The following is a 15,154-nucleotide window of genomic DNA, read 5'->3' on the forward strand; positions in this document are numbered from 1 at the left end:
TCGTACGCCGAGAGTGCAGTCGTCGCCCTCCAGGGGGGCGTGGAGTGCACTCTCGGCGGCTGCGGTGCCGCTTCTTGTGTCCGAGCCCCATGCACTGCGCGCCGAGAGTGCAGTCGTCGCCTCCTGCGGGGCGTGGAGTGCACTTTCGGCGCCCGTGTGCAGGGCGGATTAGGCTGGTTCAGTGCCCCGCTCAGTCCGCGTGCTCGGCCCTGCCGTGCTCACCATCGTCGCGCTCGTCGCGACGTTCGCCGCACTCTCGTTCGGAGGCGGGGCTGACGCGCAGCTGATCCAGGATCCGGGCCCGATCACGCGCTACGGGGTGCCGATCGCGAAGCTGCTGACGAACCTCGCCGCGGCCGGCATGATCGGTGCGCTCGTGCTCGCGGTGTGGGCGCTGAGTCCCAAGCGCCGCGAGTTCGACCTCGCACTCGATGTCGCCGCCGCGTCGGCCGCGGTGATGACGGTCGCGAGCGCGGCGACCGCGTTCTTCACCTTCCTGCTGGTCACGGCCGTGCCGTTCGAACTGAGCGACGACTTCGGGCAGAAGCTCGGCCAGTTCGTCACGACGATCGAGCTCGGCCAGGCGTGGCTCACGACCACCCTCGTCGCCGCCGCCGTGACGGTGCTCTGCTTCGCCGTGCGCAACCACACCGCGCTCGTCTTCGTGACCGTGCTCGCCGTCGCCTCGCTCGTGCCGATGGCGCAGCAGGGCCACGCGGCGGGCGCTGCCGGCCACAACGCCGCGATCTCGGCCCTCGGACTGCACCTCGTGTTCGCGGCCGCCTGGCTCGGCGGACTGCTCACGATCGTGCTCCTGAAGCGTGCGCTCGGCACCGAGCGGCTCGTCGTCGTGCTCACTCGGTACTCGACGGTCGCGCTCGTCTGCTTCATCGTCGTGGCGCTGTCGGGTTACGCGAGTGCGGCGCTGCGCATCGGCACGCTGGACGAGCTCGCCACGCCATACGGCGGGCTCGTCGTCGTCAAGGTCGCGGCGCTCATCGCGCTCGGTTGCTTCGGTGCGGTGCAGCGTCGGTTCCTGATCGGGCGGATGACCCGTGGTGCGGGTCCGGGCCCGTTCACCTGGCTCGTCGTCGGCGAGCTCGTGTTCATGGGGCTCGCATCGGGGGTTGCGGCCGCGCTCGCCCGCACTGCAACGCCCGTCACCGAGGAGGCCGGTTCGCTCGCGCGCACTCCCGCCGAGATCCTCACCGGCGAGCCGCTGCCGCCGTGGCCCGAGTACTTCCGGTTCTTCACCGAGTGGAAGCCCGACCTGCTCTGGATCGTCGCGTGCGGGTTCGGCATCTTCTTCTACGTCGCGGGAGTGCTGCGGCTGCGCCGGCGCGGCGACCATTGGCCCGCATACCGCGCGGTGTTGTGGGTGGCCGGCCTGCTGCTGCTGGCGTATGTCACGAGCGGCGGCGTCAACGTCTATGAGCAGTACCTCTTCTCGGCGCATATGCTCGGCCATATGGCGCTGACCATGGCGGTGCCGGTGCTGCTCGTACCCGGTGCTCCCGTCACGCTCGCGGCACGGGCCATCCGGCCACGAAAAGACGGCAGTCGCGGCGGTCGCGAGTGGATCCTGCTCGCCGTGCATTCGAAGTTCGCGGGCTTCATCGCGAACCCGATCGTCGCCGCGGTGCTGTTCGCCGGCTCGCTCTGGGTGTTCTACTACACACCGCTGTTCCGGTGGTCGATGCTCGACCACATCGGCCACGAGTGGATGGTCACGCACTTCCTCATCACCGGGTACCTGTTCGTGCAGTCGCTCATCGGCATCGACCCGGTGCCCTACCGCCTGCCGTACCCGTTCCGCCTGCTGCTGCTGCTCGGCACGATGGCGTTGCACGCGTTCTTCGGCCTCGCGATCATGAGCGGCACCGGCCTGTTCCTCGCCGATTGGTACGGCGCGATGGGCTGGGGCACCGACGCGCTCGTCGATCAACAGCTCGGTGGCGGCATCGCGTGGTCGGTCGGCGAGATCCCGACCGTGGCGCTCGCCATCACCGTCGCGATCCAGTGGGCGCGCAGCGACGAGAAGGAGTCGAAGCGTCTCGACCGGCACGCCGACCGCACGGGCGATGCCGAGCTCGAGGAGTACAACGCGCGCCTCGCGGCCATCGCCGAGCACGACCGCAGCGCCGGGTAGCGCTCGCCGTCTGCATCCTGTTCCGAAAACAGGAATCGGGCACGCGACGCGTCCGGCGGTTCCTGTTCTCGATGCGTCGTCGGCGTGTCTTCCTGTTTTCGGGACGGCTTGAGACAGGTGGGACGGACGGATGGTGGGACGGACGGACGGACCGACGAGCGCTACTTCAGCTGGATCGCGATGGAGCCGTCGGGGTTGATCGTGGCCGCGAGTGCGAGCGTGAACGGCCGGTCTTCTTCAAGCGTGTAGAAGTGACCGTCGAAGAGGTCTTGGACGTCGACCGAGATGTGGGCGACGCCCTCGGTGGGCGGCATGTCGAACGAGCTCTCGCCCGGCGTGAGCGTCACCTGCGGCGTCGTGAGGATGGTCCACACCGGCGTGCTCGTGACCCGGTCGTCGATCTCGATGCCGAACGGGCAGCCGGCGGGCTGCAGGACCTGCTGTTCGGCGCACGAGGCGAGGTACTCGTCGACCTTGAGCTGCACGCGCTCGACGAATGCGGGCGTGGGTTGGGCGTCGACCGTGACCGGGACCTGCTCGGCTGCACCCGCGATGACCGAGACCGGCGTCGCCTCGAGCAGCGTCGAGTCGTACTCGAAGGTGTAGGCCGCCGGTGCGATGGCGAGGTACGGGGCGGTCTGCGTGAACGCCTCGAGCTCGTCGCCCGTCTTGGTCGCGCGCGTGTCGAGCGTGAGGTCGCCCACGGTGAAGAGCGGATTGTGTGCGGCGGTCACGTCGATGACCGCGACGGGGCTGTCGGCGAACTCCCACCGGTGCAGCACGCCGTAGAGCGGCTCGAGCGGGCGCACGAGGAACGTCGACTCGGCGATCTCGTCGCCGAGACGATAGCTCGCGGTGACGGAATGGCTCTCGTCGGGGTTGGCGACGTCGCTCACGATGCGCACGTCTTGCGGGCCGGCCGCGACGACCCCCGAGCGCAGCATGGCCGTGGAGATGTCGGCCGGCAGGCCGAAGGCCTCGAGCTCGGCCGCGTCGAGCGCGACGCCGGGGGTCGATGACGCCGCGGCGATGTCGTCGTCGGCGATCGCCTCGAGATAGCGCTCGACGAACGTCGAGGCGCCGTAGATGGTGGCGTTCAGCCCGCCGAGCGCCGCGAGGAACGCTCCGACGACGAGCAATGCGAGGCCGGCCCAGCCGATGACGGCCATGGCGGACACCCGACCCCGGCGCACCTCTGAACTCCCCACCCGGCCAAGTCTAGGTGCGGGGATCGCGACAACCTGAGGATATCCACAGCGGCGCCCGTTCCTGCCGCAATGCACGGATTCGGCCGTCTCGCCGACGGCGCAGGCGCACGCGGTTACAGTGGGAGCGCGCACCCTCGGCGACCGCGCGGTGCCCACAGCCGGCATCGACGCTCGGCGCCGGCTGCGACATCCGCTCGCCTCATCGAAAGACTCCCCGTGCAGAACGTGACCCTCACCCGCGAACAGGCCGCGGTGTTCCAGGCGATCGAGGGCACCCGCGAGCACGTGTTCGTCACCGGGCGCGCCGGCACCGGCAAGTCGACATTGCTGAACCACCTGAACTGGCACACGCAGAAGCAGATCGTGATCTGCGCGCCCACCGGGGTCGCCGCCCTCAACGTGGGCGGGCAGACCATCCACTCCTTGTTCCGGTTGCCGATCGGGGTCATCGCCGACCACGACATCGACCAGAACGACGCGGTGCGCAAGATCCTGAACGCGATGGACACGCTCGTGATCGACGAGGTGTCGATGGTGAACGCCGACCTCATGGACGCGATGGACCGGTCGCTGCGGCAGGCCCGCCAGCGCCCGTTCGAGCCGTTCGGCGGCGCCCAGGTCGTGCTGTTCGGCGACCCGTACCAGCTCGCCCCGGTGCCCGGCGACGGCGACGAGCGCGCCTACTTCGCCGACACGTACGACTCGATGTGGTTCTTCGACGCGAAGGTGTGGCGCGACGCCGACCTCAAGATCTTCGAGCTCGGCGAGGTGCACCGCCAGCATGACGACGAATTCAAGCTCATGCTGAACGCCGTGCGGCACGGTCGGGTCACCGCCGAGATCGCCGGCGTGCTCAACGGTGTCGGGGCGCGGCGACCGCTGCCCGAGCATGGCGCCATCACGCTCGCCACGCGCAACGACACCGTCAATCGCATCAATGCCACCCAGCTGCATCGTCTCCCCGGCACGTCGCAGGCGAACGAGGCCGAGGTCAACGGCGACTTCGGCGGGCGCGCGTTCCCGGCCGACGAACGGCTCGAGCTGAAGGTCGGTGCGCAGGTCATGTTCCTGCGCAACGACACGGCGATCGGGCACGACGCCCAGCGCTGGGTGAACGGCACGATCGGCACGATCACGTCGCTGAAGCGCGAGGTGAAGGTCGAGATCGACGGCGACGAGCACGAGGTCGAGCCGGTGACCTGGGAGAAGTTCAAGTACTCGTGGGACCCGGTGCGCAAGAAGCTCGAGCGCGAGATCGTCGCCGAGTTCACCCAGTTCCCGCTGCGGCTCGCGTGGGCGGTCACCATCCACAAGTCGCAGGGCGCGAGCTACGAGACGGCGATCGTCGACCTGGGTTCACGCGTGTTCAGCCCCGGCCAGACGTACGTCGCGCTGAGCCGGCTCACCGCGCTCGACGGCCTCTACCTGTCGCGGCCGTTGCGGCCGAACGACATCATCGTCGACCGCAACGTCGAGCGGTTCATGTCGGGTGCGATCCGCGAGATCGGGCCCGCGGGCGACTGATCGGGAACCTTTCGAAGTCGAGCGGACATATACCAGTAGAAGGTTCGTCGTCGGTTCGCGGATGCGGGCCGATCGACGTCTCCCAGGCTTGCCCGTCCGGGCGACGCCACCATCGCGGGTTACAATTCTCGCGGACACACGGCTTGAGGGGGCACGGTGGGTGACCGGGGTAAGCGGGGCTGGCGATCGGCGGTCGCCGCCTTCGCAACCGCCGCCGCGCTCGCGCTGACCGGCTGCACGGGCGGCACCGTCGACCCGGGGCAGCAGTTCGATCCCGTCGACGCCGCGTTCGACGAAGAGCTCGTGACGTCGCTCGAGGGGGTGCTCGACCAGGCGATCGCGCTCAGCGGATCCAGCGGCGGGGTCGCGGGAGTATGGGCACCATGGGCGGGATCGTGGTCGGCTGCTTCGGGCGCCGTCAGCCTCGGCGAGGCGGCTCGCCCGGCATCGACCGAGAACCGATTCCGCCTGGGCCCGCTCACCGCCGAACTGACCTGCACGGTCCTCCTTCGCCTCGTCGAGGCCGGAACCGTCTCGCTCGACGATCCCGTGACCGACTACGTCGACCGGGTGGCCGGGCTCGACGGCATCACGCTCGAGCAGCTCTGTCGTCACACGTCGGGTCTCGCCGACTACTATCCCGGTCTCGAGCCGCACTTCATCGCGAACCCCGAGCGCGTCTGGTCGCCCAACGAGCTGCTCGCGACGGGCCTCGCGAACAACCGCACCGGAACTCCGGGCCAGAAGTGGTCGTACTCGCGCACCGGCATCCTGCTGCTGGGGCTCGCGCTCGAGGAGGCCACGGGACGCACCTGGAACGAACTCGTCGAGCAGTACGTCGCCGATCCCCTCGGCCTCGAAGACACGGCGCTTCCCGGTCCGAGCACCACTCGCCTCGACGGAGTGCTCGGAGCGTACGCCGCGAGCATCGCAGCCGACGGCAAGCCGGTGTGCGATGCCGTGCTCGACGACTCGGCGCAGTCGAGCTCGATGGGCGGCGTCGCGGCCGGCGCGGTGTCGAGCCTCGACGATGTGCGCAAGCTGAGTGAGGCCTTCGCGACGGGGTCGCTGCTCGGCGAACACCACGCGCGTGCGCAATGGACGACGTCGCCCCTCGGCGGATCGGCGCCGCCGTGGCAGACGTTCGGCATCGGCGGTGCCGAGTACGGCCCGCTGCGCGGCGGATTCGGCGAGTCGCCCGGCGCGTTGACGGCGGCGTTCACCGATCCCGAGACGGGGCTGACCGTCGTCGTGGCGCTCAACAACTCCACGTCGGGCGCCGACTTCGTGCGCGAGACCGCGTTCGCGCTCGCGTCGCTCGGCTCGAAGGCCGCGGCGGCGGGCGAACGGCAGCGACCGCTCGTCGAGCTGCCGTGGTCGTTCGAGCAGGCGACGACGAAGATGACGGAGCTCGGCCTGTGCCCCACCCCGGCGGATGCTCCGGAGGAAGCCCCGACCGAGACGCCCGCGCCGCCCGCCGAGGGCTGACGCGCGCCGCGCTGCCCGGGGTTCTCGGCGACCCGGTGTCGCTCTTCCCGCGAGGGCATGATCGGTGGGAGCATCACCGTAGGCGTTCGTCTGCCGTCGCAGCTGTTCGCCGCATGGGGATGCGGCAGATCGGGGTCGAGAGATGAAGAACTGGCCGGTCATCGCGATCCTCGGCAGCGCGCAGTTCGTGATGGTGCTCGACGGCACGGTCATGAACGTGTCGATCTCCACCGTCGTCGAGGACCTCGACACCTCGGTCGACGCCATGCAGGCGGCCATTACCTTCTACACGCTGACGATGGCGGCCGTGATGCTGTTCGGGGCGAAGCTCGGCGATGTCTGGGGGCGGCGCAGGGCGTTCGTGATCGGGTCGATCGTCTACGCCGTCGGTTCGCTCACGACCGCACTGAGCCCGAACATCGTGGTGCTCTTCCTCGGCTGGTCGATCATCGAGGGCTTGGGCGCCGTGCTCGTGATCCCGGCGATCGCGGCGCTCATCGCCGACAACTACGACGGCCACGCCCGGGTCACCGCCTATGCGATCATCGGCGCGGCATCGGGAGCGGCCGTCGCGGCGGGCCCGCTCATCGGCGGATTCATGACGACCTACCTGAGCTGGCGGTACGTGTTCGTCGCCGAGGTCGTCATCATGGCCGGCGTGGTGCTGTTCGCGCGGCGGATCGAGGACCGAACCGGCGCGCGGCCGTCGCGGATCGATGTGCTGAGCGTGCTGCTCTCGGCGGCCGGGCTCGTGTTCGTCGTGTTCGGCATGCTGCAGAGCAAGACGTGGGGCTGGGTCCTCCCGTTGCAGCCGCCGCTCATCGGCGGTGTCGAGTGGGCGCCGCTCGGCGTGTCGCCCACCTCGTGGTTCATCATGGCCGGGTCGGCACTCATCTGGGCCTTCGTCGCCCGGCAACGTCACCTGTCTGCTGCGGGCCGCCCGCCGCTCGTGGACATCGCCCTGTTCCGCATCCTGCGACTGCGCAGCGGGCTCACGGTGCTGCTCGCGCAGTACGCGATGACCGCGGGCCTGTTCTTCATGATGCCCGTGTACCTGCAGATGACCCTCGGCCTCGACGCGCTGCAGACCGGCATCCGGATCTTCCCGCTCTCGATCGGCCTGATCCTGTTCTCGATCCTCGGTACGCGTCTCTCGCTGCTCTGGTCGCCCCGCCGCATCATCCGGGTCGGCCAGGTGATCCTCGTGGTCGCGTCGGTCCTGCTGCTCGGCGCGGTCGACCTCGAGCTGAAGAGCCTCGCGTTCGGTGCGGGCATGTTCGCCGCCGGCGCCGCGCTCGGGCTGCTGGCGTCGCAGATCGGCAACGTGAACATGTCGAGCGTCGGCGAGGAGCAGTCGAGCGAGGTCGGTGGGCTGCAGGGCGTGTTCCAGAACCTCGGCTCCTCGCTCGGCACCGCGCTCATCGGGTCGGTGCTGATCGGTGCGCTCGCGACGTCGTTCGCCGGCGGGGTGGCCGCGAGTTCGCTGCCCGACGAGACGCAGGCGCTCGTGGCCGAGGCCACGAGCGGGGGCGTCGAGATCGTGCCCGCCGCGTCCGTCTCCGACCTCGCCGCCGAATCGGGGCTCGACGATGCCGAGGCCGCCGAACTCGAGCGCGTCTATGCCGACTCCCAGATCGAGTCGCTGCGCGTGTCGCTCGTCGCCCTCATCGTGATCGCGCTGGTGTCGTTGTTCTTCTCCCGCGGCATCCCCGGCGAAGTCCTCGGCCGGCCGCCCGGCGAGGCGCCGGACGAACGCGCGGACGCCCCACCCGCCTCGACGAAGGAGACCCCATGAACGAGCAGCCGCTCCCGTCGCCGACCGATTTCGCCGGGCGGGCCGATTTCGGTCGCGAGGCGAGGCGGCGCACGCCGCGATCGAGCCACGCCGGATGGACCCCGCCCACCGACCGCGTCGACCCGGTCGCCCTGCTCGAGGAGCAGGCGACGACACGCGTGCCCGAGCTCGTGCCCATCCGGCACGCGCGCATGCTGGTCTCGCCGTTCACCTTCTACCGTGGTGCCGCGCTGCTCATGGCCGCCGATCTCGCGGGCACGCCGGTGTCGGGCATCACGACACAGATCTGCGGTGACGCGCACCTGTCGAACTTCGGCGTGTTCGGCACCCCCGAGCGCCGGTTGGTGTTCGACATCAACGATTTCGACGAGACGCTGCCCGGGCCGTGGGAGTGGGATATCAAGCGGCTGGCGGCGAGCTTCGAGGTCGCCGCACGCAACTTCGATCTTCCGCGCGGCGACCGGCATGAGGTGAACCTCGCGGTCGTGCGCGGCTACCGCGAGGTCATGCTCGCCGCCGCGCGTTCGAATGTGCTCGACGCATGGTACGACCGCATCGACGCCGAGCGGTTCATGGCCTCGGTCGAGGCCGAGCGCAGGGCGAAGCGCATCGCGCGCAGACAGCTCAAGGGCACGAGTGCCGTCATCGAGAAGGCGCGCACGCGCGACAGCATGCGCGCCGTCGCGAAACTCGTCGAGGTGGTCGACGGCGAGATGCGCATCGCAGCCGACCCGCCATTGATCGTTCCGCTCGAGGAGCTGCACCCGGTGGGTCGCACGCGCGAGGACGACGTCGCCGAGATGAAGCAGCTGCTCCGCTCGTACCAGTCCACGCTTCGCCTGCCCCACCACCCGATGCAGGAGTTCGAGTATGTGCACATGGCGCGCAAGGTCGTCGGCGTCGGCAGCGTGGGCACCCGGGCGTGGATCGTGCTCCTGCGCGGTCGCGACGACGGCGATCCACTGCTGCTGCAGGCGAAGCAGGCCGAGTCGTCGGTGCTCGAACGGTTCCTCCCGGCGAGCAGGTTCGACAATCACGGTGAGCGCGTGGTCAACGGACAACGCCTCATGCAGGCCGCGAGCGACATCTTCCTCGGATGGCAACGGGTCACCGGGTTCGACGGCGTCGAGCGCGACTTCTACCTGCGCCAGCTGCACGACTGGAAGGGCGCGGCCGACGTGGACAACTTCGATGCCGCCGGAGCCAGGTTCTATGCGGAACTCTGCGGCGGCGTGCTCGCGAGGGCTCATGCTCGCGCGGGCGACCGTGTGGCGATCGCCGCCTATCTCGGCCGCAGCGATCGGTTCGACCTGGCGATCGCCGAGTTCGCCGTGGACTACGCCGACCAGAACGAACGGGACTACGCGGCGTTCGCCGATGCGGTGGCCTCGGGTCGGCTCGAAGCCGCGGCGTCCGCGTGAGCGGCGACTGCGGCCGCGTGCCTCGAGCGCTCGCCGGCTAACGGGGGCCGGGCCGCTGACCCGCAGCCGCGTCGCGCACGATCGCCGCGATGCGCTGCGACTTCGTCTCGTCGCGGGCGGCGAGCGCCACCCACGACAGGGCCGAGCGTCGCACCGACGGCGGATAGGCGTTCCAGTTCGCGCGCGCGGCCGGGTCGACGTCGAGCAGGATCGCGAGCTCGGCGGGCTCGATGAGCCGCTCGGCGTCGTCGAACACGTTCCACATGCCGTTGGCCTTCGCGGCCTCGATGGCAGCCAGACCGGCGGGCAGCATGAGGCCCTCGGCCTCGAGTCGAGCGACGCGCTGCTTGTTCGATGACGACCAGGGGCTCTTCGGCGTTCGCCTCGTGAACCACATCATCGTTCGCTCGTCGTCGACCGACTTCGCCTGCCCGTCGACCCACCCGACGGCGAGCGCCTCGAGCACCTGCTCCTCATAGGTCGGGCGCGGACGCCCCGTGGTGCTCTTCCACACGACGAGCCACACGCCGGGGCTCGCCTCGTGATGGTCGGCGAGCCAGGCACGCCACTCGGAGCGTGACTCGACGTGGAGACGTTCGGCGGCGTCGCGATCGACCATCCCCGCATGCTACCGGTCGGCACCGGGATGACGGGTGCCGCGAGTCGCGGCATCCGATCTCACGACGTCGAAGCCGCCTCGGGGTCGCCGGGAGCCGCCAGTGCGTTGACGAAGCGGATGAACACCGAGATCCAGCCGAAGATGATGCTGAACGCGATCAGCTCGAACGCGGTGAGGTTGTAGTACCCGACCGGTTCGAACAGCAGGAACGCCCCGATCAGCACCGCGAAGGTGCCGATGCAGAAGATGAAGAAGCGGCGGGGGAGTCCGGCCAGGATGTGCGGAGAACCGAGCACCATGACCGAGAACGCGAGCGCCATGCCCGACGCGCACAGGTTGTGCAGGGGCATGCTCACGTGCAGCGGGAACACGCCGACGCCCGCGAGCATGAGTCCCATGACGATGAACGTCACCGAGATGGTGCGAGGGGCGGTCGGATGCTCCAGCACGCCCCGCTCGACGAGGGTGGTCAGATCGCGGTCGAGGTAGAGCGCGAACGTCGTGACGAAGAATCCCGCGACGATGAGCGCGAGGTTGAAGAGCGACGAGGAGAAGTCGCCCGCGGTGCCCAGTTGGCTGAAGTGGTATTCCCACCAGGCCGGGTCCTGTGCGGTGGCGATGCTCGTCAGCACGCTGATCGCCATGAAGACGACGAGCATCGTGGACATCTTGCGCGTCGTGATCTCGGAGACCGACTGGTAGATCAGGTAGGCGGCCGCCCCGGCGCACACGGTGACCGCGATCGAGCCGCTGTAGACGTCGAGCACGAGTCCTTCGAAGCTGCGCTGCAGCAGGACGAAGACCGCGGTCGTGAGGATCGCCGCGATGATCGCGTGCACGAGCGCGACCGTGGTCGAGTCGACGACGAACTTCCACGACGCGATGTGCAGTCGCCACTCCTGCCCCGGGCGGTGTCTCGAGCGCCAGTAACCGGTATAGCCGGCGGCGATGCCCGCGACCAGCGCGCCGATGGCGGCGACGGCGCCGACCGACAGGCCGCCCCAGAGCGGAGTGACCTGACCCGCGAAGATGATCGCGGCGACGAGCCCGAAGAGCACGGCCGCGGCGAGACCGGCGACGATGGCCTCGGTCTCGACGCGGAGTCCGTAGGACTGAGGGCTCACCCCGCCCGACCGGATGCGTGTGGTCGGGCGGGATGCCGGTGGCTGATCTGCGGCGAGCATGGTGGGCTCCGTCGTCGCCTTCTCTCTCGATGATCAGCACGATGGCCCGCCCCCGCCCGCACCGCATCACGCGGATCGCGTGATTGTGGGCGGGTGGCCCGCGTCAGTTCGCGACGCTGGTGAAGCCCCGCAGGCGAAGGCTGTTGCCGACGACGAACACGCTCGAAAGGGCCATGGCCGCGCCGGCGAGCATCGGGTTCAGCAGGCCGAGCGCGGCGATCGGGATCGCGGCGACGTTGTAGGCGAACGCCCAGAACAGGTTCGACTTGATCGTGCCGAGCGTCTTGCGCGACAGGCGGATCGCGTCGACCGCGCTGCGCAGGTCACCGCGCACGAGCGTGATGTCGGAGGCCTCGATGGCCACGTCGGTCCCGGTGCCCATCGCGAGACCGAGGTCGGCCTGCGCCAGCGCGGGAGCGTCGTTGACGCCGTCACCGACCATGGCGACGACCTTTCCCTCGCGCTGCAGGCGGGCGATGACGTCGACCTTGTCCTTCGGCAGGACTTCGGCGATGACCTGCTCGATGCCGACCTCCGCGGCGATGCGCTTCGCCACCGTCTCGTTGTCGCCGGTGAGCAGCACCGGGGTCAGTCCGAGCGCCTTCAGCCCGGCGACGGCGTCGGCGCTGGTCGGCTTGACCACGTCGGCGACCACGAGGATGCCCCGGGCCTGACCGTCCCAGCCGACGGCGACGACGGTCTTGGCCTCGCCCTCTGCGCGAGCCTTGGCGGCGGCGAGGGTGTCGCTGAGATCGAGGGACCAATCGGCGAGCAGCGACTCGCGGCCCACGACGACGGCGTGGCCCTCGACGACACCCTGCACGCCCTTGCCCTCGACGTTCGCGAAGCTCTCGGGCACGGGAAGGGGTCCGACCTGCTCGGTCGCGGACTTCGCGATGGCCTGCGCGATCGGGTGCTCGGAGGCATCCTCCAACGCCCCGGCGATCCGCAGGAACTCCGCGGGGTCGATGCCCGGCTCGACGATCGTCTCGACGAGGGTCATCTTGCCCGTGGTGACGGTGCCGGTCTTGTCGAGCACGACGGTGTCGACCGTGCGGGTGGACTCCAGCACCTCGGGACCCTTGATCAGCACGCCCAGCTGCGCCCCGCGGCCGGTGCCGACGAGCAGGGCCGTCGGCGTGGCCAGGCCCAGGGCGCAGGGGCAGGCGATGACGAGCACAGCGACGGCGGCCGTGAACGCGGCGGCCGACGGGAACCCGGCGCCGAGCCACGCGCCCAGCGTCGCGATCGCGATCACGATCACGATCGGCACGAAGACACCGGAGATCGTGTCGGCGAGCCGCTGCACCTCGGCCTTCCCGGTCTGCGCCTCCTCGACGAGCCGTGCCATCTGCGCCAGCTGGGTGTCGGACCCGACACGGGTGGCTCGCACGACCAGGCGTCCGCCTGCGTTGACCGTCGCGCCGGTGACGGCGTCGCCCTCGCCGACCTCGACCGGGACCGACTCGCCGGTGAGCATCGACACGTCGACGGCGGATGTGCCCGAGACCACGACACCGTCGGTGGCGATCTTCTCGCCCGGGCGGACGATGAACTCGTCGCCGACCCGCAGGTCGTCGACGGCGATCTTCGTCTCGAGGCCGCCGCGGAGGACCGAGACCTCTTTCGCGCCGAGCTCGAGCAGCGCACGCAGCGCAGCGCCGGCCCGCCGCTTGGACCGCTTCTCGAAGTACCGGCCGGCGAGGATGAACATCGTCACCCCGGCACCCACCTCGAGGTAGATGTTCGCCGCGCCATCGGACGGAGCCAGCGTCAGCTCGAACGGGTGCGTCATCCCCGGGGTGCCGGCCGTGCCGAAGAACAGCGCGTACAACGACCACAGGAACGCCGCAGAGGTGCCGATCGAGATGAGCGTGTCCATCGTGGCCGCGCCATGCCTGAGGTTGGTCCACGCCGCCCGGTGGAACGGCAGCGCGCCCCACACGATCACCGGGGCCGCGAGTGCCAGCGAGGCCCACTGCCAATAGGTGAACTGCAGGGCCGGGATCATCGCCATGGCGATGACCGGCACGGTCAGCACGATCGACACGATCAGCCGGGTGCGCAGCGACTGCAGTTCGGGATCGGCGTCATCGTGCGCGCCAGTCGTGCCCGCGTCATCCGCCGCGGTCTTCGGCGCCGGCACGGCGGCGGTGTATCCGGTCTTCTCGACCTCGGCGATCAGCAGCGTCGGGTCGTACCCGTCGGGGACCGTCACCTTCGCCTTCTCGGTCGCGTAGTTCACGGTCGCGGTGACGCCGTCGAGCCGGTTGAGCTTCTTCTCGATGCGCATCGCGCAGGAGGCGCAGGTCATCCCGCCGATCTCGAGCTCGAGGCCGGTGATCCCGCTCGGGGGCGCTGATGTGCTCATCTGTGGTTCCTTCTGTCGGTCTCGGACGAGGCGCGACCTCGTGGTCAGTGGCCCTCGGAATGCGTCTCGCCGCCGCCGGTCTTCTCGGCGTCGCCGCCGGTCTTCTCGGCGTCGCCGTGGGCTTCTTCGGCGACGCCGCTCTGGGCGGCATCGAGGACGAACTCGGCGGTATGGACCCGGCCGTCGACCTTGAAGTCGAGGTACAGCAGGTAGCGGCCCGCAGTCGGGGTCTGCGCGACGAATTCGATGGCCGGCCCGGCCGTGTCGCCCGGGTCCGCGTGGTCGCCTTCGGCGTGCACGTGGACGTACGCGAGGTCGCCGTCGCGCAGCGCGACGAGGTGGCCGAAGGCGCCCAGGTACGGCTCGAGCGTGGTCACCGGCTCGCCGTCGCGGCTGATCGTGATCGTCAGCTCGCGGGCGGCGCCGCCGACCAGGTCGCCGTCGATGGTGGCGGTGAATCCGCCGACCTCGTCGACGCGGCTCGGCTCGGCCGTGACCGGTGCGTACTCGCCCGCGACCTGCACGGTGCGGGTCAGCGTCACTCCGTCAGCGTCGTCGCCGGCAGGGGTGAAGTCGGCGAACACGCGATACGTGCCCGCCTCGGCCCACTCCCACGGTGTCGACCACGTGCCCGTGGCCGCATCGAGCGTCGGGTGCACGTGCCGGAACCGAGCACCATCGGATCGCACGACGATCAGGTGCAACTGCTTGTCATGCGACTCGGTGTACTCGGTCACCGGCTCGCCGTCGGTCCGCTCGATGCGGAAGCTCAGCTCCCCGGTCTCGCCGGGCCGGGCCGGGCCGTCGATCGAGGTCAGCACGAACCCGCCTGCCGAGAGCGACACTCCATTCACCGGGTCTTCGGTCGGCTGTGCCGCCGTTGTGTGACCCTCGCCGTGTGCTTCCATTTCGCTTCCCTTCGCCCATGCGGCCACGAGGCTGTCGGGGACCACCAGGGCGGCGATCCCGAACGCGGCCACGAATGCCAGCGCGAGCCCGCCGCCGAAGAGGCCCAGCCGCGCCCCGGCGTTCATCAGACTCGCACCGCCGAGTAACCGGCCTCTTCGACCGCTGCCAGAACCTGTGCGTCGCCGACCGCGCCGGAGCCGGTCACGACCAGCCTGCCGGTCTGCGCGCTCACCTTGATGTCTTCGACGCCGGCGATCTGGCCGACTTCTTCACGGACCGACATCTCGCAGTGGCCGCACGTCATGCCGGTCACCTGGTACTCGTTCGTGTTCGTGCCCATCTCTGATCCTCCTGGTTCGTCGTTCTTCATGTGCTGGATACCCCTACCGGGTATCTGTATCTAACGTATCGCGTCGCCGTCTATTCCACAAACGGCCGTCGGGATGTCCCGTCGGTGCGGCCGGGGAAGCTGCGCCGGGCAGGGCG

11 protein-coding genes are annotated in these 15,154 nt (G+C 69.7%); 5 read left to right on the forward strand and 6 right to left on the reverse strand.

Going from position 1 to position 15,154, the window contains the following annotated elements; genetic code table 11:
- The first annotated feature begins 181 nt into the window (after window positions 1-181).
- Window positions 182-2,149, forward strand: a complete 1,968-nt coding sequence (locus LQ757_RS01475; RefSeq protein ID WP_231045431.1) for a bifunctional copper resistance protein CopD/cytochrome c oxidase assembly protein — start codon at window positions 182-184, stop codon at window positions 2,147-2,149.
- A 161-nt stretch (window positions 2,150-2,310) separates the two neighbouring features.
- Here the strand turns inward: LQ757_RS01475 and LQ757_RS01480 are convergent, their stop codons facing one another.
- Window positions 2,311-3,357: a hypothetical protein gene (locus tag LQ757_RS01480; RefSeq protein ID WP_231045432.1), complete on the reverse strand. Its 1,047-nt coding sequence runs from the start codon at window positions 3,355-3,357 to the stop codon at window positions 2,311-2,313.
- A 216-nt stretch (window positions 3,358-3,573) separates the two neighbouring features.
- Here LQ757_RS01480 and LQ757_RS01485 point away from each other — a divergent pair, with 216 nt between their 5' ends.
- The 4 genes from LQ757_RS01485 (at window position 3,574) to LQ757_RS01500 (ending at window position 9,585) form a co-directional block, all read left to right on the forward strand.
- A complete protein-coding gene (locus tag LQ757_RS01485) occupies window positions 3,574-4,881 on the forward strand; it encodes an ATP-dependent DNA helicase (RefSeq protein WP_231045433.1) in 1,308 nt (435 codons plus the stop codon).
- A gap of 156 nt (window positions 4,882-5,037) precedes the next feature.
- Complete coding sequence (locus LQ757_RS01490; RefSeq protein ID WP_231045434.1) at window positions 5,038-6,369, forward strand: serine hydrolase domain-containing protein; 1,332 nt, start codon at window positions 5,038-5,040, stop codon at window positions 6,367-6,369.
- 142 nt (window positions 6,370-6,511) lie between these two features.
- Window positions 6,512-8,164, forward strand: coding sequence for an MFS transporter (locus tag LQ757_RS01495; RefSeq protein WP_231045435.1), 1,653 nt, complete (start codon window positions 6,512-6,514; stop codon window positions 8,162-8,164).
- Window positions 8,161-9,585 carry a DUF2252 domain-containing protein gene (locus LQ757_RS01500; protein WP_231045436.1) on the forward strand — a complete coding sequence of 475 codons (1,425 nt, stop codon included), beginning with the start codon at window positions 8,161-8,163 and terminating at the stop codon, window positions 9,583-9,585. The genes LQ757_RS01495 and LQ757_RS01500 overlap by 4 nt, the downstream gene beginning before the upstream one ends.
- A gap of 37 nt (window positions 9,586-9,622) precedes the next feature.
- On the opposite strand, the gene LQ757_RS01505 is transcribed toward LQ757_RS01500, so the two are convergent.
- The 5 genes from LQ757_RS01505 to LQ757_RS01525 form a co-directional block, all read right to left on the reverse strand.
- A complete protein-coding gene (locus tag LQ757_RS01505; RefSeq protein ID WP_231045437.1) occupies window positions 9,623-10,204 on the reverse strand; it encodes a YdeI/OmpD-associated family protein in 582 nt (193 codons plus the stop codon).
- Window positions 10,205-10,263: 59 nt separating this feature from the next.
- Window positions 10,264-11,388: a DUF998 domain-containing protein gene (locus tag LQ757_RS01510; protein ID WP_231045438.1), complete on the reverse strand. Its 1,125-nt coding sequence runs from the start codon at window positions 11,386-11,388 to the stop codon at window positions 10,264-10,266.
- Between the two features lie 103 nt (window positions 11,389-11,491).
- Window positions 11,492-13,759 carry a heavy metal translocating P-type ATPase gene (locus LQ757_RS01515; protein ID WP_231045439.1) on the reverse strand — a complete coding sequence of 756 codons (2,268 nt, stop codon included), beginning with the start codon at window positions 13,757-13,759 and terminating at the stop codon, window positions 11,492-11,494.
- 44 nt (window positions 13,760-13,803) lie between these two features.
- Window positions 13,804-14,793, reverse strand: coding sequence for a DUF8832 domain-containing protein (locus LQ757_RS01520; protein ID WP_231045440.1), 990 nt, complete (start codon window positions 14,791-14,793; stop codon window positions 13,804-13,806).
- A complete protein-coding gene (locus LQ757_RS01525; RefSeq protein WP_231045441.1) occupies window positions 14,793-15,008 on the reverse strand; it encodes a heavy-metal-associated domain-containing protein in 216 nt (71 codons plus the stop codon). The genes LQ757_RS01520 and LQ757_RS01525 overlap by 1 nt, the downstream gene beginning before the upstream one ends.
- Window positions 15,009-15,154 lie beyond the last annotated feature (146 nt).

Source organism: Agromyces cavernae (assembly GCF_021044935.1).
Classification (GTDB): Bacteria; Actinomycetota; Actinomycetes; order Actinomycetales; family Microbacteriaceae; genus Agromyces; species Agromyces cavernae.

What these genes read in the sequence shown, in the direction of transcription:
- LQ757_RS01525 (WP_231045441.1), bottom strand. Translation starts at nt 15,008, where the DNA reads ATGGGCACGAACACGAACGAGTACCAGGTGACCGGCATGACGTGCGGC.
- LQ757_RS01505 (WP_231045437.1), bottom strand. Translation starts at nt 10,204, where the DNA reads ATGGTCGATCGCGACGCCGCCGAACGTCTCCACGTCGAGTCACGCTCC.
- LQ757_RS01495 (WP_231045435.1), top strand. Translation starts at nt 6,512, where the DNA reads ATGAAGAACTGGCCGGTCATCGCGATCCTCGGCAGCGCGCAGTTCGTG.
- LQ757_RS01515 (WP_231045439.1), bottom strand. Translation starts at nt 13,759, where the DNA reads ATGAGCACATCAGCGCCCCCGAGCGGGATCACCGGCCTCGAGCTCGAG.
- LQ757_RS01510 (WP_231045438.1), bottom strand. Translation starts at nt 11,388, where the DNA reads ATGCTCGCCGCAGATCAGCCACCGGCATCCCGCCCGACCACACGCATC.
- LQ757_RS01520 (WP_231045440.1), bottom strand. Translation starts at nt 14,793, where the DNA reads ATGAACGCCGGGGCGCGGCTGGGCCTCTTCGGCGGCGGGCTCGCGCTG.
- LQ757_RS01500 (WP_231045436.1), top strand. Translation starts at nt 8,161, where the DNA reads ATGAACGAGCAGCCGCTCCCGTCGCCGACCGATTTCGCCGGGCGGGCC.